Source organism: Dokdonia sp. PRO95, assembly GCF_000355805.1.
Lineage (GTDB): Bacteria > Bacteroidota > Bacteroidia > Flavobacteriales > Flavobacteriaceae > Dokdonia.
In genome coordinates this window covers 395,687-416,341 of the sequence record NZ_CM001837.1, presented here as the reverse complement: position 1 = coordinate 416,341, position 20,655 = coordinate 395,687, and the positions used below count along the sequence as shown (strand labels likewise).

General features: G+C 37.7%; 23 protein-coding genes. 17 read left to right on the top strand and 6 right to left on the bottom strand.

From position 1 onward, the window contains the following. Positions 1-7 precede the first annotated feature (7 nt). A complete protein-coding gene (locus tag D017_RS01710; protein ID WP_021778400.1) occupies positions 8-538 on the bottom strand; it encodes a DUF4870 domain-containing protein in 531 nt (176 codons plus the stop codon). 342 nt (positions 539-880) lie between these two features. On the opposite strand from D017_RS01710, the gene D017_RS01705 reads away from it, so the two are divergent. The 3 genes from D017_RS01705 to D017_RS01695 all read left to right on the top strand — a co-directional run bounded on the left by D017_RS01705 (position 881) and on the right by D017_RS01695 (position 3,309). Next, the gene (locus D017_RS01705; RefSeq protein WP_152023843.1) at positions 881-1,507 is read left to right on the top strand and encodes a hypothetical protein; all 627 of its coding nucleotides are present in this window, start codon (positions 881-883) and stop codon (positions 1,505-1,507) included. 78 nt (positions 1,508-1,585) lie between these two features. Further along, on the top strand, positions 1,586-2,053 hold the full coding sequence (locus D017_RS01700) for a DUF4442 domain-containing protein (RefSeq protein WP_035334313.1): 468 nt from the start codon (positions 1,586-1,588) through the stop codon (positions 2,051-2,053). Between the two features lie 80 nt (positions 2,054-2,133). After that, complete coding sequence (locus tag D017_RS01695; RefSeq protein ID WP_035334312.1) at positions 2,134-3,309, top strand: GlmU family protein; 1,176 nt, start codon at positions 2,134-2,136, stop codon at positions 3,307-3,309. 14 nt (positions 3,310-3,323) lie between these two features. Here the strand turns inward: D017_RS01695 and D017_RS01690 are convergent, their stop codons facing one another. The 3 genes from D017_RS01690 to ribD form a co-directional block, all read right to left on the bottom strand. Continuing rightward, complete coding sequence (locus tag D017_RS01690) at positions 3,324-3,632, bottom strand: hypothetical protein (protein ID WP_035334311.1); 309 nt, start codon at positions 3,630-3,632, stop codon at positions 3,324-3,326. 187 nt (positions 3,633-3,819) lie between these two features. After that, on the bottom strand, positions 3,820-4,689 hold the full coding sequence (locus D017_RS01685; RefSeq protein WP_035334309.1) for an EamA family transporter: 870 nt from the start codon (positions 4,687-4,689) through the stop codon (positions 3,820-3,822). Continuing rightward, positions 4,686-5,687: a bifunctional diaminohydroxyphosphoribosylaminopyrimidine deaminase/5-amino-6-(5-phosphoribosylamino)uracil reductase RibD gene (gene ribD, locus D017_RS01680; protein ID WP_035334308.1), complete on the bottom strand. Its 1,002-nt coding sequence runs from the start codon at positions 5,685-5,687 to the stop codon at positions 4,686-4,688. Before ribD ends, D017_RS01685 begins: the two co-directional genes overlap by 4 nt. 26 nt (positions 5,688-5,713) lie before the next feature. On the opposite strand from ribD, the gene D017_RS01675 reads away from it, so the two are divergent. The 7 genes from D017_RS01675 to D017_RS01645 all read left to right on the top strand — a co-directional run bounded on the left by D017_RS01675 (position 5,714) and on the right by D017_RS01645 (position 12,229). Continuing rightward, positions 5,714-6,199 (top strand): GNAT family N-acetyltransferase, encoded by a 486-nt coding sequence (locus D017_RS01675; protein WP_035334307.1) that lies wholly within the window; start codon positions 5,714-5,716, stop codon positions 6,197-6,199. Beyond that, positions 6,196-7,065 (top strand): peptide chain release factor N(5)-glutamine methyltransferase, encoded by an 870-nt coding sequence (gene prmC / locus D017_RS01670; RefSeq protein ID WP_035334306.1) that lies wholly within the window; start codon positions 6,196-6,198, stop codon positions 7,063-7,065. The genes D017_RS01675 and prmC overlap by 4 nt, the downstream gene beginning before the upstream one ends. Positions 7,066-7,115: 50 nt before the next feature. Continuing rightward, positions 7,116-7,712 (top strand): TIGR00730 family Rossman fold protein, encoded by a 597-nt coding sequence (locus D017_RS01665; protein WP_035334305.1) that lies wholly within the window; start codon positions 7,116-7,118, stop codon positions 7,710-7,712. A 146-nt stretch (positions 7,713-7,858) separates the two neighbouring features. After that, complete coding sequence (aqpZ, locus tag D017_RS01660) at positions 7,859-8,560, top strand: aquaporin Z (protein WP_021778408.1); 702 nt, start codon at positions 7,859-7,861, stop codon at positions 8,558-8,560. A gap of 76 nt (positions 8,561-8,636) precedes the next feature. Continuing rightward, complete coding sequence (gene ligA / locus D017_RS01655) at positions 8,637-10,631, top strand: NAD-dependent DNA ligase LigA (RefSeq protein WP_035334303.1); 1,995 nt, start codon at positions 8,637-8,639, stop codon at positions 10,629-10,631. Then, on the top strand, positions 10,624-11,340 hold the full coding sequence (locus D017_RS01650; RefSeq protein ID WP_035334302.1) for a hypothetical protein: 717 nt from the start codon (positions 10,624-10,626) through the stop codon (positions 11,338-11,340). The genes ligA and D017_RS01650 overlap by 8 nt, the downstream gene beginning before the upstream one ends. A 466-nt stretch (positions 11,341-11,806) precedes the next feature. Continuing rightward, positions 11,807-12,229 (top strand): hypothetical protein, encoded by a 423-nt coding sequence (locus D017_RS01645; protein WP_152023842.1) that lies wholly within the window; start codon positions 11,807-11,809, stop codon positions 12,227-12,229. 57 nt (positions 12,230-12,286) lie between these two features. On the opposite strand, the gene D017_RS01640 is transcribed toward D017_RS01645, so the two are convergent. Beyond that, positions 12,287-13,210: a metallophosphatase gene (locus D017_RS01640; RefSeq protein ID WP_035334300.1), complete on the bottom strand. Its 924-nt coding sequence runs from the start codon at positions 13,208-13,210 to the stop codon at positions 12,287-12,289. Next, on the bottom strand, positions 13,207-13,980 hold the full coding sequence (locus tag D017_RS01635) for a 5'-nucleotidase (protein WP_035334299.1): 774 nt from the start codon (positions 13,978-13,980) through the stop codon (positions 13,207-13,209). The genes D017_RS01640 and D017_RS01635 overlap by 4 nt, the downstream gene beginning before the upstream one ends. Positions 13,981-14,036: 56 nt before the next feature. On the opposite strand from D017_RS01635, the gene D017_RS14880 reads away from it, so the two are divergent. The 7 genes from D017_RS14880 (at position 14,037) to recN (ending at position 20,590) form a co-directional block, all read left to right on the top strand. After that, positions 14,037-14,558, top strand: coding sequence for a hypothetical protein (locus tag D017_RS14880; RefSeq protein WP_051583769.1), 522 nt, complete (start codon positions 14,037-14,039; stop codon positions 14,556-14,558). Continuing rightward, on the top strand, positions 14,558-15,442 hold the full coding sequence (gene dapA, locus D017_RS01625) for a 4-hydroxy-tetrahydrodipicolinate synthase (protein WP_035334298.1): 885 nt from the start codon (positions 14,558-14,560) through the stop codon (positions 15,440-15,442). The genes D017_RS14880 and dapA overlap by 1 nt, the downstream gene beginning before the upstream one ends. Positions 15,443-15,555: 113 nt before the next feature. Continuing rightward, complete coding sequence (gene bamD, locus D017_RS01620; protein ID WP_035334297.1) at positions 15,556-16,368, top strand: outer membrane protein assembly factor BamD; 813 nt, start codon at positions 15,556-15,558, stop codon at positions 16,366-16,368. 11 nt (positions 16,369-16,379) lie between these two features. Then, positions 16,380-16,721, top strand: a complete 342-nt coding sequence (locus D017_RS01615; RefSeq protein WP_035337805.1) for a DNA-directed RNA polymerase subunit omega — start codon at positions 16,380-16,382, stop codon at positions 16,719-16,721. Between the two features lie 4 nt (positions 16,722-16,725). Continuing rightward, positions 16,726-17,934, top strand: coding sequence for a bifunctional phosphopantothenoylcysteine decarboxylase/phosphopantothenate--cysteine ligase CoaBC (gene coaBC / locus D017_RS01610; protein ID WP_035334296.1), 1,209 nt, complete (start codon positions 16,726-16,728; stop codon positions 17,932-17,934). Continuing rightward, complete coding sequence (locus D017_RS01605; RefSeq protein ID WP_035334295.1) at positions 17,931-18,818, top strand: DUF4835 family protein; 888 nt, start codon at positions 17,931-17,933, stop codon at positions 18,816-18,818. The genes coaBC and D017_RS01605 overlap by 4 nt, the downstream gene beginning before the upstream one ends. A gap of 119 nt (positions 18,819-18,937) precedes the next feature. Beyond that, positions 18,938-20,590, top strand: a complete 1,653-nt coding sequence (gene recN / locus D017_RS01600; RefSeq protein WP_035334294.1) for a DNA repair protein RecN — start codon at positions 18,938-18,940, stop codon at positions 20,588-20,590. The last annotated feature ends 65 nt before the right edge of the window (positions 20,591-20,655 follow it).

Below are 20,655 nucleotides of genomic sequence, written 5' to 3'. Positions count from 1 at the left end.
CACTACATTACATAGTAGGTTGCTCTTGAGTTGATGAGTCCTCTTGAGTATCTGGGGTTTCTGCAACGGCAGAAGCTTTAATAAAATTTATAAGAAGCGGAAACTTATAAATGCCTCCTTGTGATGCCTGCACTGCTGCCGAAATTACTGTGATAATCTCTATAAGAAATAATCCTATAGCCAGCACACCTACCACAATGGCAGTGATGAGAAAACCACCTAGATCTGCAAAGTCACTAGGGTCATTTATGTATCCATTGTTAAGCAAGCTAGCACTTCCTTCACCAGCACTTACTATAAAGTAAATAAAGAACGGAATGCTTATTACCGCCAGCGCAATAAAATATAAAAGTATACTGAGCTGAAAGTTTATGGCATCTCTACCGTGCTTGTCTATAAATAACGAGTTGCGCTTTTGAGCGCTCCATAAAATGAGCGGCGCAATAAAATTTCCAAAAGGGAAAAGGTATTTACAGAAGGTAGAAAGGTGTATTAAGGTTCCTACATTTTTGTGATGTGTGGGTATGCTAGTTTCCATAGTCTATTAATGTCTTATGCAAATATATGTCTAAAAAAAGGTACTTTGTTACGCATAGTACTAAATATTAACATTTATTTAAGGAATTAAAACTTATATGTTTTAAGTAGAATAAATAACTAATGTCTTGTAAATACAGTTGTGTTGCGTATTACAGCTTGTGAAAATGTTCTTTTGTCTGAAAATTATAGTTTGCGACTTTTTAAAATTTAACATTTATAGGCCCGCCTTAAATTTGTCCTACTGAAACCAATTCAGGTTTTTTATAATTAAATAGTAATGCAAGTAAGACATATTTTTAAAACTCCCTTATGTATAATAGTCCTATTATTATCTCAGATAGTGTGGTCTCAGGTCGGCGTTAATACTGCTCATCCCACCACAATGCTAGATGTAAATGGTGATTTGCGAGTGCGTAATGCAGCAGCTAGTACATCTACAGATGATGTACCTCTAGTAATTGATAGCCATGGTAATGTAAAGAGGCAACTTAATAGTCTTGTAGGTAACTTTAGAGGTCGCTTAATTTCTGATTATGATTCTAGACTTGCCGGTAATATTGCCAATGATAATGGTATTTATAAGATTAATACTATTACAGAGCTTATTGATTCTGGTAGTGACTTTAACGATGCTACAAGTACATTTGTAGCTCCGCTAGATGGTGTTTATGAAGTGACAATCACGTTGACAGTATCTGGGATATCCACAACAAGTAGTAACTATGTTGCTGGGTTAATGGATGCTGATGGAAAATGGGTAATGCGTTTTTCAATGCCTAGAGAGGAGGTGAACGGAACAGGTGCTGTAGGGAGTGCAAAAACATATACAGGTATTGCAGAGCTTACGGCTGGAGGATCTTACAATTTTGGATTTGCTTCAGGAAATTTTGTGTTACTAGCTAATCCCGTAGGAAATAGTGGTACTGGTATAGGTAGTTACCTTAAAATAGAACTTCTCAACAATTAAAATTTATACATCTTTTCTTAAAAGGTTCTCATTTGGGAACCTTTTTTATTCCCTATTTTTACCGCAAAACAATAGATTATGTCATTCCCCTTACCTGGTAAATTCAATACGTTCACAATGTTTAAGCTGCCATCTGCGTGGCTTACGGGAGTACGTGTAAAAAAACTCTCTCCTAGCTCTTGTACGACCTCTGTAAAACACAGATGGATTAACCAAAACCCTTTTAATAGTATGTTTTGGGCAGTACAAGGTATGGCTGCAGAGCTTGCCACAGGAGCACTTGTTATTGCACACATACAAGAAAGCGGTCAGAAAATATCAATGCTTGTTGCAAACAATAATGCAAGCTTTACAAAAAAAGCAACTGGGAGAATACACTTTGTGTGTGATGATGGTCAAGCTATTAAAGAAGCTATAGCAAATGCTGTAGCTACAGGAGAAGGACAAACATGCTGGATGAAGGCTGTAGGGACAAATAAAGACGGTGTGCAGGTTTCTGAGTTTAACTTTGAGTGGACACTTTTAGTAAAGAAGCCTCGTAAATAATAAGTAACTTCGTTTTCAATAAGTTTTATCTTTAAGTCTATCTGTCTCGCACACTTTGTATAGAGACTAAAATCTAACCCATGAACTTTATCCTTTTTGACGGAAACGTACGCAATCAGCTTTTACCATTTACGTATACAAAACCAGTCGCTGACTTGCGCGTGGGCATTATGACTATACGAGAAAAGTGGGAGTTTGTACTTGGCTCAACAACCTCAACTGTAACAGAAGAGTATCTTTCAGATAAGTGGCCTATGATAGAGCTTGAAGAAAACGTGATGATTAATGCATCCTATCTTCCTTCAGACAATTTAGCTGAGATTATTAAAAATTTATCATCAAAGCAGGTGTTGCTTGATGGGGAGGAAATAATCGCATTTTCAGTACAAGAAGGACAAGAAGTAGACTTTGATACTTATGAGAGCATAGATTATACAGCATCAGATGTTTTAAGAATCGAGCATACTTGGGATATTTTTGCTAAAAACGGTGAAGCAATCACTAGAGATTTTGAGATGTTTACCGAAGATAGAGAGTCTCAAGACATTCCAGAGCACGTAATAGCAATAAATAAAGAACAAATATTTATTGAGGAAGGAGCAACAGTTCACTACTCACATCTTAATGCGACAGATGGCCCTATTTATATAGGTAAAGATGCGCAGATTATGGAAGGTGCACTTGTAAGAGGACCTTTTGCAGTATGTGATCACGGAGCTGTAAAAATGGGCGCCAAAATTTATAGCGGCACCACTTTAGGTCCTCACTGTAAAGTAGGAGGAGAGGTAAATAACTCCGTGCTTATGGGGTACTCTTCAAAGGGTCACGATGGCTTTTTAGGCAATAGTGTGCTAGGAGAATGGTGTAATATAGGTGCAGATTCAAACAACTCAAACCTTAAAAATAATTATGCTCCCGTAAAGTTATGGGATTATGAGACGGGTCGCTTTGCAAATACAGGGCTACAGTTTTGTGGTCTAATGATGGGTGACCACTCTAAGTGTGGTATTAATACAATGTTTAATACCGGTACCGTAGTGGGCGTGGCTTCTAATATTTTTGGGAGTGGTTTTCCACGTAATTTTGTTCCTTCATTTTCTTGGGGAGGTGCTAGTGGCTTTGTGACGCACAAAACAAATAAGGCCTACGAGACGGCAAAAATAGCAATGGCGCGTCGTGATATAGAACTTACAGAACAAGACATCGCTATACTTGATCACGTTTTTGAAGAGACAAAGCAGTACCGTAGAGAGTAATCTGTGATTTGGTATTAATACTTGTGAGGATTAAAACCATTTGTAAAAATGAGATCCCACGGTATTACAGCTATCGCAAGTACAAATAGTATAAAGGCAATAATTGTAACCATTAGGACCTTGCGTCTATAGCGTTTGTTATCTCTGCGTATGCGTTTACGTATTTCCATAAGTTGATCAAAAGACGCTTTTTTAGGATCTACCCACTTTTCGTTTACAGTAGATACAAAAGATAGATCGCCTCTCTTACGCTTTTGCTTAAGAAGGTTTCTATTGTTTTTTATTACTTGATTTGCTGCAAGAGCTGCTCCACCGAATCCCATATCATTTTCATTTTGGTTACATAGATATGTTGAGGTAATTTATAAAATGTTACAGAGCTTGTGTGTTGTAATCCCTTTGTTAACGGAGTTTTAGCGTGATGTTTGGATAAACAGGGCTAGTAGAATTATAGGGCGAGGGTGGTTGAGTACGCTTTCGCGAAAGCGTAAAAAAAAGTAGAATTATTTTCTAATTAAATAAACTTACAAGCAAAATACTCACTACGGCAAGTGCAATACCTATCCAGTTTTTGAGGAGAAGTTTTTCCTTAAAAAACAAAATTCCTATAAAGGTACTTACCATCACAATGGCAACATTGTTTATGGTAAAAAGTGTAGAACTATCAAATCTTGGATCTCGCAAAGCCTGTACAAGCATATAGATAGAAAAGTAGTTAGGTATACCCAGACCGACACCTGCCACAATATTTTTGAGCTTAAATGTAAATGTCTTAGTGATGATTTGATACCCTATAATTAAAAAGCCAATACAGGCAGCAGCGCCAAAGATAGTTGCACTAAAAATGGGTACATCGCCATTACTTACATAAGCACCCTCTATAAATTTAAGACTAGTATCTATCGCGCCACTACCTAAGAACACAAGAATTGGGAAGATGAGGTTTTCTTTCTTTATAGCAATCCCATCTTTTGCTTTTACAGAGGCGAGATAAACGGCTATTAAAGCAAGTATAATCCCAAGGCTTTTGTAGAACCCTAGCGACTCGTTGTAATAGAAAACGCCAAAAAGTATGGGAATCCCCACACTCATCTTGGTCGCAACCGATACCACAGAGAGGCCACTCTTTTGTGTAGTGTATGCCATTAAGTTAAATACAATAATAAAGAGCACACCTAGCCCAGCAGATGCATAAAACCACTCTTGCTCTGGGACTTGTGCTAGTGTCGTATCGCCCTCATAAAACAAGATGCCACAAGTAAAGGCCACCACATAGTTTACGATAATTGCTTGTAGCGTATTTACTTCAAATTTTGAAAATAACTTGAAGATTACAAATATGAGGCTGGAAGCCGCTATGCTTAGTAATAAGTAAATCAAGTGTCGTTGCGTGTGTAAGTATCCAACCTGTCACCTTGTATGTGTTGAGTAGATTGTAGTGTAAATTGGCTTGTTTTCTTGGGAGCCTTTATACCTGCATTAAAGTTTGTAAGGCCTGTAAATACGCTAGCCTCATCCCATAAAGCTGCATCTATAAAGCGTTGTAGGGTAGCAGCGCCACCTTCTACAATAACAGATTGTATGTTATGCTCAAAAAGTTCTTTACAGATGCTTTTTGGGTCACTGTCGTTAAGCACTATTGTAGGAGCTTCATTATTAAATATGTGTAACTCCTCAGGGAGGTTACCTTGTGTGTCAATCACGATTCTAGTCGGGTTGCTGCCGTGCCAGTCACGTGTGGTAAGTGTAGGGTTATCTTCTATAACGGTCTTTCCGCCCACTAAAATGCCCATCTCCTCGCTACGTAGTTTGTGCACTAGTTGTCTTGAGTGGGGGTTTGTAATCCACACCGGTTCTTGTTTATCTCTGGTAGCAGGAGCTATAAAACCATTTGCGGTTTCGGCCCATTTTAAAATTATAAATGGTCGCTTCTCATTGTGATAGGTAAAGAAGCGTTTATTTACCTCTTGACATTCTTTTTCAAGCACGCCTACGGTAACATCAACTCCAGCTTGCATAAGTTTTTTTATGCCAGCGCCGGCTACTTTGGCAAAAGGGTCTATGGTGCCTATCACTACGCGTTTAATTCCTGAGTCTATAACGAGATCTGCACAAGGAGGGGTTTTTCCCCAGTGTGAGCAGGGTTCTAGAGATACGTATAAGGTAGATTTGGCAATGAGTTCTGGGGTATTCGCTTTCGCGAAAGCGATACAATTTACCTCTGCGTGAGGACCGCCATATGCACTTGTATAGCCTTCTGCAATAATCGTGTTATTATGCACAAGTACGGCTCCTACCGAGGGGTTAGGCATTGCTGCTGGAAGCCCATTTTTTGCAAGGGCAATACATCTTTTTATATAGGTGTTGTGTATCTTCACATCGCAAAAGTAAACGTTTAATTGTGATGAACAAACCAATCATTAGACCTATTCAAAAGGAAGATAATGCACAGGTAGCAGCCTTAGTGCGTAAGGTAATTTTAGATATGGGCGCTCCAAAGGAAGGAACCGCTTATGCAGATGCGGCGCTACATACTATGTATGAGCATTATGATAGGCCTAAAGCTGCATACTTTGTGGTAGAAGATGATGGTACGGTAATAGGCTGTGCGGGCATCGCACAACTTGATAATTATGATGGTAATGTGTGCGAGTTGCAAAAGATGTACTTCTTAGAAGAAGCACGAGGCAAGGGTCTAGGGTCGGCTATGATGAAGAAGTGCCTAGATACGGCTCGTGATTTTGGGTTTGAGCAATGCTATCTTGAGACGATGCCTTATATGGAGGCAGCACAAAAATTATACAAGCGCACCGGTTTTGACTATATAGATGGGCCTATGGGTAATACGGGTCACTTTTCGTGTCCCGTTCATATGCTTATTACATTATGAGTATAGACGATTTTCGCGCAGATTTTAGGGAGCAACTGGCCGCACTTTATGAGCCAGAAGAGGTCGAGAACCTATGCTTCTTAACGCTTGAGCACGTATTGAAAATGAATAGGGTTGAGATCTCGCTTTCGCGAAAGCAAAACATACACCCATCACAACGTAAAGAGCTTGAAGATATAACAGCTAGACTGTCTAAGAGTGAGCCTATACAATATATCACAGGTAGCTCGTCATTTTACGGGCTTGACTTTCAGGTAAACCCGGCTACATTAATACCTAGACCAGAAACCGAAGAGCTCGTTGCCTGGATTATTGATGATGTGGCACAAGGTCTAATAAAAGAGGAAGCCAAAGATACGCTACGTCTTTTAGACATAGGTACAGGTTCTGGTTGTATAGCAATTACACTTGCAAAAAATATTAATAAAGCAACAGTAGAAGCGGTAGATATCTCCCAGAATGCACTTGCCACAGCATATCAAAATGCTAAGGCAAATGGCGTGAAAGTAGACTTTTATAACCAGAACATCCTTGAGACGCAAGCCCTCGATGAGGTTTATAATGTTATCGTGAGTAACCCGCCGTATGTAAGAGAGCAAGAAAAGGCAATGATGAGAGCAAACGTGCTGAGCAATGAGCCAGATAGTGCACTATTTGTTTCAGATCAAGATCCTCTTATTTTTTATAGAAAGATTGGTGAGCTGGCCAGTAAAAGCTTAGCAACCACAGGAGCTCTGTATTTTGAGATTAATGAATATCTGGGTAGAGAGACAGTAGCGTTATTAAAAAATATTGGCTTTACAGACGTTGTGCTTAGAAAAGATATGTTTGGTAAAGATAGAATGATTAAGGCGTGTATGGCTTAAATCTAAGTGCGTCTAAATATTAAAACAATTGTTAGAAAAAAAGAAATCGTATGAAGTTAGCATCTATTTGTGTGTACTGTGGTAGCAGTGCAGGAACTGATCCAGAGATTATAAATCAAGCTCGCTTGCTAGGAGCCACACTGGCAAAAAAGGATATGACACTTGTATACGGTGCTGCCAAAATAGGAGTTATGGGAGCTGTTGCTCAGGGCGCTCTTGATGCAAATGGTAAAGTGATTGGGGTGATTCCGGCATTTTTACAAATTAAAGAAGTGGTGCATACAGGCCTTACAGAGCTTATAGTAAATGAGACAATGCACGAGCGCAAGATGAAGCTCCAAGAACTGTCTGACGGTTTTATAACACTTCCTGGTGGTTTCGGAACGATGGAAGAGCTTTTTGAGGTGCTTACTTGGAGCCAGCTAGCTTTACATAAAAAACCTGTGGGGATGCTCAATGTAAATGGCTTTTATGATGATCTTCTAAGTGCGCTTAAAAATATGGTAGACAAAGGTTTTCTTAAACAAGAAAATTATGACATCCTTCTTGTAGACACTACCATTGATGGTCTTCTAGATCAGATGGAGAACTTTGAGCCTATGGCAATGCCTAAGTGGTTAAAAGCTTCGTTGTCTGATAATGAGTAGTTTGGCTCTGTTAGTTTGCACGTAGTTTACTCTTAAGCGATGCAAAAGCGTTTTTTGTCTATTACTTGAGAGGTATCTTTATTTTGTTTAAGCTTTTGCCTAAAAATGTCTAGTTTGTAGTAATTAACTAAAACAATTATTTACAAATGAACACAAAGAAAAAATTTTTTGCAGAAGGTTTGGGCACATTTGCCTTGGTTTTGTTTGGTTGTGGAGCGGCAACTATTGCTAGTGTCTCACAATCTGGTCCCGAAGGAATAGGACTCTTAGGTATCTCGCTTGCTTTTGGATTTTCGGTAGTTGTGATGGCATATGCTATTGGTCCAATTTCTGGTTGTCATATTAATCCAGCTATTTCAATTGCAATGCTTGTTGCAGGTAAACTTAGCGCAAAAGATACCGTAGGTTATGTGATATCACAATGCATTGGAGCGATACTAGCTGCAGGCGTGTTATATCTATTAGCCTCTGGAAGTGCTGGTTTTACTATGCCAGAGTGGGGTCTAGGTAGTAATGGCTGGGGTGAAGGCTATCTGGGTAATTATAATATGACATCTGCTCTCATTGCAGAGTTTGTATTTACATTTTTGTTTTTACTCGTGATCTTTGGAACAACGGCAAAAAATGCATCTCCTCTTATGGCAGGTCTAGCTATTGGAATTTCTTTAGCCTTAATACATATGGTTGCAATCCCTATTACAGGTACGTCTGTAAACCCTGCAAGAAGTTTAGGTCCTGCACTATTTGCTGGAGGTAAAGCGATGAGCCAGTTATGGTTATTTATTGTTACACCTATTGCAGGAGGTATTTGTGCTGCATTAGTTAGAAATCTATTTATAGAAGACTAACTTTTTATATAATAAATAGTGTAAAGGCTGTTGCAATCTTCATTGTAACAGCCTTTCTTTTTGGTTATTTTTACATATGACTATTGAAGAACAAATCTTACAGCTTCGTCAAGAGCTACGCGAGCACAACTATAACTACTACACGCTAGATACGCCCACTATTTCTGATTTTGAATTTGATAAAAAATTAGAACAACTTAAGGCACTAGAACTTGCAAATCCAGCATATGATGATCCTAACTCGCCTACACATCGAGTAGGTGGTGCAGTGACTAAAAATTTTGAGACTATTGTACACGAGCATAGAATGTACTCCCTAGATAACTCCTACTCAAAGGAAGATCTTGAGGACTGGGAAGCCCGCGTTAAGAAAATGGTAGATGGTGAAGTGCATTATACCTGCGAGCTTAAGTATGATGGAGCTTCAATAAGTCTTACCTATGAAAATGGAGAGTTGCTCAGAGCTGTAACCCGTGGAGATGGATTACAGGGAGATGATGTAACTACTAATATTAAAACCATAAAGTCTGTTCCTTTAAAGTTAAAAGGAGATTATCCTCCTAAGTTTGACATACGTGGTGAGATTGTGCTTCCTTGGGACGGTTTTCACGCGATGAATGCAGAGCGCGAGGAACTAGGGTTTGAGCTATATCGTAACCCGCGTAATACTGCAAGTGGTTCTCTAAAACTTCAAGATAGTACAGAGGTTGCAAAGCGACCATTGCAGTGCTTACTTTATAATATTACCGGTAATAATCTAGGGATAGCTACCCAGATGGAAAGTTTGCAAAAAGCTAGAGACTGGGGTTTTATGGTGCCAGATGCGGCAGTACTCGCAAAGAGTATTGATGAGGTGTTAGATTTTATTAATCACTGGGATAAAGCTCGTCACGATTTACCATATGAGACAGATGGTGTTGTAGTAAAAGTAAACGGACTCCAGCAGCAAGAGGAGTTGGGGTATACGGCAAAAGCTCCGCGATGGGCTATGGCTTATAAGTTTAAAGCAGAACAGGTGTCTACCCGCTTACGCGAAATAACATACCAGGTAGGTCGTACTGGAGCCATCACACCAGTGGCAAACCTAGAGCCTGTAGAGCTTGCCGGGACAACCGTTAAAAGAGCCAGCCTTCATAATGCAGATCAGATAGAACGACTAGACATACGAGAAGGTGATGAGGTGTTTGTAGAAAAAGGAGGGGAAATCATCCCAAAAATCATAGCGGTAGATCTTACTAAGCGTCCAGCAGATTCTGAGCCTACCGATTATATAACTCAGTGTCCAGAATGTGATACTTCGCTTGTACGTAAAGAGGGAGAAGCGCAGCATTACTGTCCTAACGATATGGGTTGCCCACCACAAATTATAGGACGAATACAGCACTATATATCTAGAAAAGCAATGGATATTGATGGGCTAGGAGGTGAGACGGTAGCCTTGCTCGTAAATGAGGGGCTTATATCAAATTATGCAGATTTATATGAGCTTACAGTAGCACAGTTACTTCCGTTAGAAAGAATGGCTCAAAAAAGTGCCGAAAACTTAGTGAATGGTGTGCAGGCGTCTGTTAAGATTCCTTTTGAGAAGGTGTTGTTTGGTTTAGGTATACGATACGTAGGAGAGACTGTTGCAAAGAAACTTGCAAAACATTACAAGTCTATTGATGCGATTATTTCGGCAACAGAGGAGGAGCTGATTGCTGTAGATGAAATAGGAAGTAAGATTGCTGAGAGTGTAGTAGCATTTTTCGCGAAAGCGGAACATATAGCACTTATACAGCGTTTAAAATCTTACGGAGTACAGCTAGAAATTTCTGCAGAGAAGCTTGCAAGCCAGTCAGATGTGCTTGCGGGTAAGACTTTTGTGGTCTCTGGTGTGTTTGAGATGCCACGTAATGATCTTAAAAAACTCATAGAAGATAACGGAGGGAAAGTCTCAAGTTCTATCTCTAGTAAAACGACCTACGTTGTAGCCGGAGATAAGATGGGACCAAGCAAGTTACAGAAGGCAGAAAGCCTGGGCGTCCCTATTATTTCTGAGGAAGAATTCTTAAATTTAGTTATTGAATAATACTAAAATAGAAAAAGGAAGAGCATATAGAACAGCTGGTTTGATAACTGGTCTGATGATTATGCTTGTGATGGGATTTTGGGATGTAACTTTATCTTTTTATCTATATCCTATCTTTTCTCTGTGTTTGTTTTTATATGAATATAAAGCTAACAATAAATTCAATGTTTTGTTTTTTGTGTTTTTGATAAGCACTAATATTACTGAAATCTTGTTTCTGTTTGATTTTCAAACCTATGTTACCATAGCTTCTATTTTTTCTGGTGTCTCATCCATTTGTTTGCTTCTTTTGCTAAGGCCTGTGCTTAAAAGAAGGTCAAAAGTTTTCTCAAGGCATTATGTTTTGGAGCTCATAATAGGGTTTTTAGGTTTTGGATTTGTGCTGGGTTATCTTATCTACTCTGTAGCTCCTCTAGTGCCAGATTTAAGTATTTTTATTATTTCTGTAATTATATTTATTATCACCATTGGGGCGTACTTTTTAACTCCTAGTTATAATAAACATACTGGTAATATTTCTCTCTTCGGTATTGGCGGGGCATATATGGGAGAAATGGTTTTTGCTTTTATTTACAAATACATTTACACTGAAATTGGTTTTCTTCTAGTGGGGGCAATAATGACCATTTATTTAAAAGTAGTACTGGCGACTTTCTTGACTAAAATTGACACTATTGCAGATTATGATGGTAGTGGGACTCGAGTATAAGAATCTACTTAACGGAGCATCTTTATTGAGATTTCATATTGCTAGTAGAAAAAGGGTCGTGTTGAGTTGTTTATTACTTTCATTATTATACTTTATGAAAACGTTCTCGTAATTAAATGTTTGTGTAAAACGCAGGTAATGTGTAAGTTAATTGATTTGAATTAATTAGCTTTGATAAATCGATAGAGCATATTACATACACGGACGTAACTATAGACTAGCGGCAATTACAACTACGATTTTAATTGTGATTGTAGCGATGGTTTTAAGTCTTGAGGCTTCCTTTTATCTTTATCCAATATTTGGAATCTTATTGTTTGTATATGTCTACAAGGCAATTGGACAATTTCACTTTCCTTTCCTGATTACGCTTATTTCAGGAATTACTGCAGAGATATTCTTTTTAATCGATTTTAATAGGTACATCTACATCGTATCTATAGCAATGGTTTTTTGCTTTTTATCAATGCTCTATGCACTAAGGGAAGTTATGCGCTTTCGAGTTGAGAACTTTCCTAAACACTTATACCTTGAGGTGTTATTGGGAGTTTTTTCGGTGACTACTTTTATTGGTTATTTAGCTTATGAGATACTTCCGGAAATAGTTCATTTAACCGTCTTTTTGATCTCATTTGCTGGGTTGCTTGTTTTTATTACATTGCTGTATGCAATTCCATTGTTTAATAAGCATCCGTCAAACCTTTTATTGACCTTTGTTGCTACTGCAGTGCTGGTAGAGTCTGCTTTTGCATTTATTTACACCTATATTCTTGATATTCATTTTTTTCTTTTAGTTACCCTTTTTTGTGCTGGGATAGCCAAAGTTATGTTTGCTATGTTTCTAACGCGACTAGAAAACACTAAGAAAATAGATAAGGAGTATATATAATACCCCAGAATTATTTTTCATTTTAATATTTAAAAAAGAATGATGGTGCTATAAGATTTATACGTCTAGCACCAGACTTGATGATTCAAGGTTTTTTGATTCATCAAGATAGAAATCTATTCTGCCTAGGTTGATGCCTCCCCAGCCTACTTGATTAACTAGTACAAACTTTTCATTTTTGTTCTGAACGATTGTTGGTTTTTCTAAGAATGTGTGGGTGTGTCCGCCTATTATTAAATCAATTCCAGAGGTTTTTGCAGCAAGCGTTAAGTCAGAGATTTTGCTCTCATTCTTATAAGAATACCCTAGATGCGACAAACAAATTACTATATCACATTGTTCTTTGTTTCTTAGTGCATCTACAGTGTCTGTGGTTAGCTCTATCGGATCGAGGTAGGAAGTCTCTTTAAACATTGTTTTATTTACAAGTCCGCTGAGTTGTATTCCTACTCCAAAAACGCCTATGCGTACTCCATCTTTTACAAAAACTTTATAGGGCTTTGTTAGACCATCCATAATGGTGTTTGAGAAGTCATAGTTAGACGAAAGTAGTTCAAATGACGCATTAGGGATCTGAGCAGCAAGACCGCCTATTCCATTATCAAAATCATGATTACCTATCGTTGCCGCATCATATCCCATCATAGACATAAGCTTAAACTCTAGTTCTCCACCATAAAAGTTAAAGTATGGAGTGCCTTGAAAGATATCTCCCGCGTCTAGAAGAAGTGTGTTTGGATTTTCTTTGCGCACATTTTGAATAATGTTCATCCTACGCGCTGCACCACCTAGATTTGCATATTTAGGATCATTAGAAGGAAAGGGTTCTACATGACTATGAACATCATTAGTGTGAAGTATGGTGATGTGCTTTTTGTTTGGCTCTAAGAGTGAATTGCTATTCATTCCCATAGTTAACCCTCCTAACCCTATGAGGCTACTAGCAGCTGCAGTTTGTTTTAAAAATTTTCTACGTATCATTTGCTATCTCTTGTAAATCTATTATCTCTCACTGGTGCTATGGTGTCGTATTTCTTAAAGTAATCTATAAGTACATTTCTAATTTTATAATCTAAACGAAGTACACTTATAGGGTTTTCAAAAAAGGTCATGTTATCTCCGCCATTCATCAGGTAGTCATTTGTGGCGATAAAGTAAGTGTTATTGTCAGTAACCTCTTCTCCTTGGATAAGTGCTTTTTTTATTTCGCCGTCGTTTGACAGTTGAATTTCCATTCCAGAAATAGGGTGTGCAGTTCCATTTTTTAAGTATTGAAACATGGCCTTCATTTGCTTGCCACTTAACTCAACAACCACTACTTCGTTTTCAAAAGGCATTAATTCATAGGCCGTTCTCGTTGTGATTGATCCTTGGTTAAGAGCAGAGCGTATCCCTCCATAATTTAAGAGAACAGCATTAAAAGGATATCCTGCTCTTTTTTCAAAAACTGGATTTGTCATTTCAAAAACTGCATCTGCCATCATGTTTCCTACTGCTGTATTGAACTTGCCATCTTTTTTTGTGTAAGACGCAGGTGCTACAGCAAGCACACTGTCCATTTCTGCTTGTATGGCATTTTTGTAAGGATTTATAAACGATACAATTTCAGCATTTCCTTCTGTGTTATTATTTACAGTTATGAGTTCACTTTTTATTCGTTCTGGTGCGTAGTGGACTTCTTTTTTGCATGAGACTACTGTTGTATATATAACAATAGAACTAATGATAGTTATAAGCGTTGTTCTCTTCATTTTTGTGTCATAAGTAGCAGTATATTTTGGCTACATTTGTATGAAAGTAAAGTTACATGTTTTTAAACGGATTAAAAGCAAAATCTATTCATAAGCAAATAGACAAGCAACTACGCAAACGCGATTATAAGCCTACTGGGACAAAACCGGTTGTTGTAGGATTATTACAAGACAGTACAAAGCCTTTTGATCCTGCATCTCTCAAAAAGATTCTTAAGATTTTAAATCTTTCAGAAAAAGATCTGGTGACGCTTGAGTACGTGAAAGCGTTGACTAAGGAGCAGAAAGAACTTCCGTCACTTTTCTCAGAAAAACAAATAGGGTGGAAAGGTGTATTTAAAACAGCACCTCTTGAGGATTTTAAAAAACAGCGTTTTGATATTCTTATAAGTTACTATCACACAGACGCACTTGCTCTTAGGGCAATGACGGCAATGTCTAATGCAGTTTTAAAAATAGGAGTATCTCCAGAAATGGAATCTGTAAATGATCTTACCATTCATGTAGATGATGGACAAGAGTCAGTTTTTATAAAAGAGTTTGAAAAGTATTTAAAGATTTTAAAAGTTATACATTAATGAAAGAGTTGAGAGGAACGGGTGTTGCCCTTGTAACGCCATTTCACAAAGATTTATCTGTAGATTTTGACGGGCTTACACGTCTTATAGAGCATTGTATTGCTGGAGGTATTAATTATCTAGTAGCACTAGGTACTACTGCCGAAACAGCAACACTTACCATTCAAGAAAAGAAACAGATTGTTGCTCATATAGTAAAAGTTACAAATAAACGTTTGCCTATAGTGTTAGGTGTAGGTGGTAATAATACAGCTGCAGTAGTAGAGGAGCTTAGCACGACAGATCTTGATGGGATTACAGCGATTCTCTCAGTATCGCCCGCATATAATAAGCCTACTCAAGAAGGAATATATCAGCACTTTGCAGCTATTTCAGCGGCAAGTCCTTTGCCTATCATTTTGTACAATGTGCCAGGTAGAACTTCTAGTAATATGTTGCCAGTGACTTCGGCAAGACTAGCTAGTGATTTTGAGAACATCGTGGCTATAAAGGAAGCTGTAAATGATATGGCTCAAGTATTACACTTGATACACAAGGTGCCAGAAGATTTTGTGGTGCTTTCTGGAGATGATGCACTTGCGTTATCGTTAGTATCGGCAGGTGGTAGTGGTGTTATTTCTGTAATAGGTCAAGGATTACCTTCCTATTTTTCTCAGATTATGAATGATGGTTTGAATAACGCTTTCGCGAAAGCGTACCAAAAACACTTACCGCTCCTATCAATGATAGATTTAATCTTTGAAGAAGGAAACCCCGCTGGAATCAAATCGTTATTATCTCATCAAGGAATTTGCGAGCCTTATGTGCGATTGCCATTAATGGCAGCGAGTGATGTATTACATGAAAAAATAGGTGACGCGCTCTCTGTTATTCAAAAAAGTTAAACGTATCATAACAAAATAATTAGCAGGGTCAAAGCGTTTATTTTTGAGCACTATTAATTAAGTTATGTTATGTAATTGATTTTACGTAGTTTTGCCTGCTGTTTCAGACCCTTATGAAGAATATATTTTTCCTATTAGTTTCCGTAGTGTTATTGAGCTCTTGTTCAACATATCAAGATGTTCTCAAGAACGATGATATTAAAGCAAAATATGAATTTGCAGATTCCTTGTATAGTCAAGGGAAATACAAGAAAGCATTAAGGCTTTGGGAACAAATTGTTCCTTTATATAGAGGGAGACCCCAAGCAGAACGTGTTACTTATTTATATGCAAATACGTTTTATGAACTAGGTGATTACTATAGTGGTGGTTATCAGTTTGAGCGTTTTGTGAAGTCATTTCCTCAGAGTACAAAAAGAGAGGAAGCTGCATTTAAGAGTGCAGAGAGTTACTATAGAAGATCGCCTAGATTTAATTTAGATCAAGGGGATACGTATATAGCACTAGAGAAGCTACAAGGATTTATCAATGAGTATCCAGATTCTGAGCAATTAGATGAGGCTAATGCAAAGGTGCAAGAATTAAGAACTAAGCTTGAGCGCAAAGCGTATGAGATAGCAAAAGGGTACAATAAAATTGGGGCTAGTAGGCTTACTTTTCCAAATGCGATAAGTGCATTTGATAATTTCTTGCTTGATTACCCAGGCTCTATTTACAGAGAAGATGCTTTATACTGGAAGTTTAACTCTGCATACCAGCTTGCTATGGGGAGTGTAAAACGTCGTCAAGTAGAACGTTTAAAAGCTGCAAAAGCAGCTTACAACGCACTAGAAAAATATTATCCTCAAGGAAAATATGCTGATGAGGCAGCAAAGGAACTTGCAGAGATTAATGAAGCGCTGCAAGCAAATGATCTATTAAATTAAAGATGAATACTATGAATATCAAGGACATTGATGCACCATTGAGTACCACGACTATTGATAAAAATCTTGTAGATGCACCTACAAATAATATCTATGAGGCGATATCAATCATCTCAAAACGTGCTACACAAATCAACACTGAAATCAAGAAGGAATTGTCAGAAAAGTTGGATGAATTTGCAACATTTAATGATAGTCTTGAAGAGATCTTTGAAAATAAAGAACAAATAGAAGTTTCTAAGTTTTACGAGCGCCTTCCTAAAGCACATGCACTTGCAGTGCAAGAGTGGTTAGAAGATCGTATCTACCATAGAGACACAACTGCTACTGAAGAAGGAAAAAGTAACGATTAGATAGATGTCAGTTTTAAGCGGTAAAAAAATACTTTTAGGAGTTACCGCTGGCATTGCAGCATACAAAAGCGCCAGTCTTGTGAGAGCATTCATAAAGGCTGGCGCTTCTGTGCAAGTAGTAATGACAGAGGCAGCAAAGGAATTTGTAACTCCACTTACATTGAGTACACTCTCTCGTAATCCAGTACACTCATCATTTACAATTGAAGGAGATGAGAATGCGGTATGGACTAATCATGTAGAGTTAGGCTTATGGGCAGATCTTATGGTAATAGCTCCTGCTACGGCAAACACACTCTCAAAAATGGCAAATGGCGCCTCAGATAATTTGCTACTTGCAACATATCTGAGTGCAAAATGTCCAGTGTATTTTGCTCCAGCAATGGATCTAGATATGTACATCCACCCTTCATCCGAAAATTCTTTTCAGAAATTACAATCCTACGGGAATGTGATGATAGAAGCCACTAGTGGTGAGCTAGCTTCTGGTCTTGTAGGAAAAGGAAGAATGGCAGAGCCAGAGGATATCGTCTCATTTATAGAGAAAGACATTCTTAATAAACTACCATTTAAAGGGAAACGTGTGATGATTACGGCTGGACCTACTTATGAAGCTATAGACCCTGTGCGTTTTATAGGAAATCATAGTAGCGGTAGAATGGGAGTAGAGCTAGCTCTTAGGGCCGCAAGTCTAGGTGCTCAAGTAGATTTAATACTTGGGCCTAGTGCAATTAAAGTGTCAAACAGCGCTATTACTGTGCATAATGTAGTCTCTGGAGAGCAAATGTATGATGCGGCACATGCGATCTTTAATGATGTTGATGTGGCAATAGCATCTGCCGCTGTGGCAGATTATAAACCAGCTACTGTTGCTACAGAAAAAATAAAAAAGAATGATAGCTCAATGAGTATTGAATTAGTGAAAACTAAGGATATTCTAGCTTCTTTAGGTGAGATTAAAAAACATCAATACCTTCTTGGCTTTGCATTAGAAACTCAAAATGAAATTGAAAATGCACGAAAAAAATTAAAGAAAAAGAATCTTGATGGGATTGTTTTAAATTCGCTTAATGATAAAGGTGCTGGTTTTCAGACCAAAACCAATAAAATTACGTTTATTGATAAAGAAGGTACCGCAACACCATATGAGTTAAAATCTAAGGCTGCAGTATCTATTGATATATTTGATAAAATAGCATCACAAGTACTATGAGAACCTTTACATTATTAATAGTCTTATTGTTTTCTTTAAATTCTATAGCTCAAGAGCTTAACGCTGTTGTTGTTATTAACGCAGAGCAAACTAACAAGGCAGATCTTCAGGTGTTTAAAACGCTAGAAAGATCACTTACAGAGTTTGTTAATAATACAAAGTGGACAGATCGTAGATTCAAACAGCAAGAGCGCATAGATTGTTCTTTTAATATTATCATCACCCAGCAAGATGGAAATAATTTTAGAGCTACTGTGCAAGTAGGAGCATCAAGACCTGTGTATGGATCTAATTACGATACAGCTACTTTTAACTTTAATGACAAGCAGTTTGATTTTGAATACACAGAGTTTCAGCCTCTTATTTATAACCCCAATACTTTTGACTCTAACTTAGTTTCGGTTATGGCTTTTTATGCTTATACAATTATAGGTATGGATGCAAATACCTTTAAGCTTAATGATGGGGGTAAGTATTTTCAAGAAGCAAAGCAAATTGTAACTACAGCTCAACCTAATAGCCAGACTGGTTGGAATCCTCAAGATGGCGCGCAATCGAGATATCGTTTAAACGAAGATTTATTGTCTCCTAACTTTAGAGAGTTTGCTGGGATTATGTATAGCTATCACCGTACAGGTTTAGATTTTATGGTTGATGATAAGAAGCGTAGTAAACAAGCAATATCGACTACTTTATCACAGTTTCAATCTTTATATAAAAAAAGGCCTAATAACTTTTTAACACGTGTGTTCTTCGATACAAAAGCGGAGGAAATCGCATCTATATTTTCTTCAGGGCCATCGGTTAATATAACATCACTTGTAGAAGTACTTAATCAAGTAGCGCCTACTAAATCTAATTTTTGGAGGCAGATTAAATTTTAAAATCAGTTATTCTAAAATAATCAATGTTTAAAATTCCCGTCTTGCGGGAATTTTTCATTAGCTTTAATCGACATTTGTAAACGTAAATAGCATTAAGATTAATTAAATATTTATAGCCATTGCTTACATCATTATCTATAAAAAATTATGCACTTATCCAGTCTGTTCAACTCAGATTTGACAAGGGTTTTACTGTAATTACTGGTGAGACTGGTGCAGGTAAATCTATATTACTGGGCGCACTGGGACTTATTACTGGTAAACGTGCAGATATGTCAAGTGCTGGAGATGCTACACAAAAATGTATTGTAGAAGGTGTTTTTCATATAGAGGGATATCAACTTAATCCTTTTTTTAAAGAACACGATCTTGATTACGAAAGTGCGACAATAGTAAGGAGGGAGATTTTACCATCTGGAAAAAGTAGAGCATTTATTAATGACACTCCTGTAACGCTAGCGCAGCTTACAATTTTAGGGTCAAGGTTAGTTGATATACATAGCCAGAATAAAACATTACAAGTAGTTGAAAATGATTTTCAATTTGAGATGATTGATACATTTTCTGATAACCTTAAATTACTTGGACAATACAAAGAGTCTTTTAAAGCTTGGAAAGTACTACAGAACGAGCTAAAGGAATTGTTAGAAAAGAAAAAGCAAGCCCAGCTAGAATATGACTATCAATCTTTCCTTTTTAATGAGCTAGATGAAGCCTCTTTAAAAGAAGGTGAGTATGAGTCTTTAGAAGAAGAGCTTAATACGCTAAGTAATGCAGATGAGATTATGCAGCAGCTTGCTACTGCTGTTCAAAATATCTCCCTAGATGAAAGTGGAGCAATAGATCAGCTCACGGCGGCTAGAGCATCATTATCTCGATTAAGTAGTTATGGTAATCAGTATACTGCAATTTATGAGCAGCTTAATAGTGCTCTTTTAGAACTCGAAGATATAGGAGCAACTTTAAGTGAGATGTCTGATGCGGTAGATGCAGATCCTCTTGCACTAGAGCGACTTAATAATAGAATGCAATTACTGCACTCGCTACTCAAAAAGCATCAAGTAGCGACTGTAAAAGAACTTATCGATATTAGAAACAATCTTGATAACGATTTGCAGGATATTGCAGGCGTTGATGATAAGATTGACACGCTAGAAAATAAGATCAAAACGCAATATGACAAAGCTATTAAGTTAGCAACAAAACTTCATAAAGAGCGTGCGACGGCAGCACCCCATTTAAAATCTCTAGTAGAGAAATTGTTAGTAGAATTAGGGATGCCTAATGCGCAATTTCAAGTATCACTAGCTGCTCAAGAAGATCTTCACGCCGCAGGTAATGATACGTTAGAATTTTTATTCTCGGCAAATAAGGGGAGTGAGTTAAAGCCCTTAGGAAAAGGTGCTTCTGGAGGAGAACTCTCAAGGGTTATGCTCGCTCTGAAGTCTGTACTAAGTAAACACAAACAGTTGCCTACACTCATTTTTGATGAAATAGATACTGGAGTAAGCGGAGATATTGCTGTGAAGATGGGGGGTATACTTAAAAAAATGGGTCGCACCATGCAGCTCATAAGTATAACTCACTTACCACAAATAGCTGGACAAGGTGCTTCTCATTTTAAAGTGTATAAGAAAGACACAGATGAGCGCACCCAGACATTTATCGAGCAGCTAGATGAAGATGGTCGTATTGTGGAGATAGCGGCAATGCTAGGTGGTAGCCAGAAAAGTCAAGCCGCAATAGATCACGCAAAAAATTTACTTAATTAGGGTTGTTTGCACAGAAACTACGATATTTACACTCTTTTAGCAACAACAAGCTAGAGAGCATAACA

What these genes read in the sequence shown, in the direction of transcription:
- D017_RS01710 (WP_021778400.1), bottom strand. Translation starts at nt 538, where the DNA reads ATGGAAACTAGCATACCCACACATCACAAAAATGTAGGAACCTTAATA.
- D017_RS01700 (WP_035334313.1), top strand. Translation starts at nt 1,586, where the DNA reads ATGTCATTCCCCTTACCTGGTAAATTCAATACGTTCACAATGTTTAAG.
- D017_RS01695 (WP_035334312.1), top strand. Translation starts at nt 2,134, where the DNA reads ATGAACTTTATCCTTTTTGACGGAAACGTACGCAATCAGCTTTTACCA.
- D017_RS01690 (WP_035334311.1), bottom strand. Translation starts at nt 3,632, where the DNA reads ATGGGATTCGGTGGAGCAGCTCTTGCAGCAAATCAAGTAATAAAAAAC.
- D017_RS01675 (WP_035334307.1), top strand. Translation starts at nt 5,714, where the DNA reads ATGAACAAACCAATCATTAGACCTATTCAAAAGGAAGATAATGCACAG.
- prmC (WP_035334306.1), top strand. Translation starts at nt 6,196, where the DNA reads ATGAGTATAGACGATTTTCGCGCAGATTTTAGGGAGCAACTGGCCGCA.
- D017_RS01665 (WP_035334305.1), top strand. Translation starts at nt 7,116, where the DNA reads ATGAAGTTAGCATCTATTTGTGTGTACTGTGGTAGCAGTGCAGGAACT.
- aqpZ (WP_021778408.1), top strand. Translation starts at nt 7,859, where the DNA reads ATGAACACAAAGAAAAAATTTTTTGCAGAAGGTTTGGGCACATTTGCC.
- ligA (WP_035334303.1), top strand. Translation starts at nt 8,637, where the DNA reads ATGACTATTGAAGAACAAATCTTACAGCTTCGTCAAGAGCTACGCGAG.
- D017_RS01645 (WP_152023842.1), top strand. Translation starts at nt 11,807, where the DNA reads ATGCTCTATGCACTAAGGGAAGTTATGCGCTTTCGAGTTGAGAACTTT.
- D017_RS01640 (WP_035334300.1), bottom strand. Translation starts at nt 13,210, where the DNA reads ATGATACGTAGAAAATTTTTAAAACAAACTGCAGCTGCTAGTAGCCTC.
- D017_RS01635 (WP_035334299.1), bottom strand. Translation starts at nt 13,980, where the DNA reads ATGAAGAGAACAACGCTTATAACTATCATTAGTTCTATTGTTATATAT.
- D017_RS14880 (WP_051583769.1), top strand. Translation starts at nt 14,037, where the DNA reads ATGTTTTTAAACGGATTAAAAGCAAAATCTATTCATAAGCAAATAGAC.
- dapA (WP_035334298.1), top strand. Translation starts at nt 14,558, where the DNA reads ATGAAAGAGTTGAGAGGAACGGGTGTTGCCCTTGTAACGCCATTTCAC.
- bamD (WP_035334297.1), top strand. Translation starts at nt 15,556, where the DNA reads ATGAAGAATATATTTTTCCTATTAGTTTCCGTAGTGTTATTGAGCTCT.
- D017_RS01615 (WP_035337805.1), top strand. Translation starts at nt 16,380, where the DNA reads ATGAATATCAAGGACATTGATGCACCATTGAGTACCACGACTATTGAT.
- coaBC (WP_035334296.1), top strand. Translation starts at nt 16,726, where the DNA reads ATGTCAGTTTTAAGCGGTAAAAAAATACTTTTAGGAGTTACCGCTGGC.
- D017_RS01605 (WP_035334295.1), top strand. Translation starts at nt 17,931, where the DNA reads ATGAGAACCTTTACATTATTAATAGTCTTATTGTTTTCTTTAAATTCT.